1 protein-coding gene is annotated in these 409 nt (G+C 70.9%); it reads right to left on the bottom strand.

The genetic code is table 11. The features are described from left to right. The coding region (locus QMZ92_RS35955; RefSeq protein WP_283302151.1) for a hypothetical protein at positions 1-409 on the bottom strand (409 nt) is incomplete at both ends.

Genomic DNA, 409 nt, shown 5'->3' with positions numbered 1-409 from the left:
CGCCGAGCGCCCAGATCGCCTTCACCGCGAGCGCCCGGTTCTCGTCCCAGTCCAGGTACTCGGGAATCCAGCGAGCCGCCTCGCGCAGCGCCGGCACCGTCCTGGGCGAACGGAGCTTGCCCAGCATGCGCACGACGTCCTCGTGGCGAGTGTGCCAGTCGGCACGGGACAGCTCGATCAACGGCTCCAGGAACTCCTCGCCCGAGGCGCCGGCGGCAGCCTTGACGATCAACGCCATCGCGACGTCGTCGGCGTCCCGGCGGTCCACGGCGTCCCGGAGCAGCCGGAGCGCCAGGACCCCACCGTCGGACTCGCCGAAGTGGGCGAGCACCTCGTCCAGCGTGCGCGTCCGGCCTTTACCCGGTACGAGCACCAGGCCCATGACCAGATCCCGCTCCTCAGGAGTCAT

The sequence above is a fragment of the Streptomyces sp. HNM0645 genome (assembly GCF_030056615.1).
Taxonomy (GTDB): domain Bacteria; phylum Actinomycetota; class Actinomycetes; order Streptomycetales; family Streptomycetaceae; genus Streptomyces; species Streptomyces marianii.
Note: the sequence above shows the minus strand (reverse complement) of the source record. Positions and strands in the feature narration are given on the sequence as shown.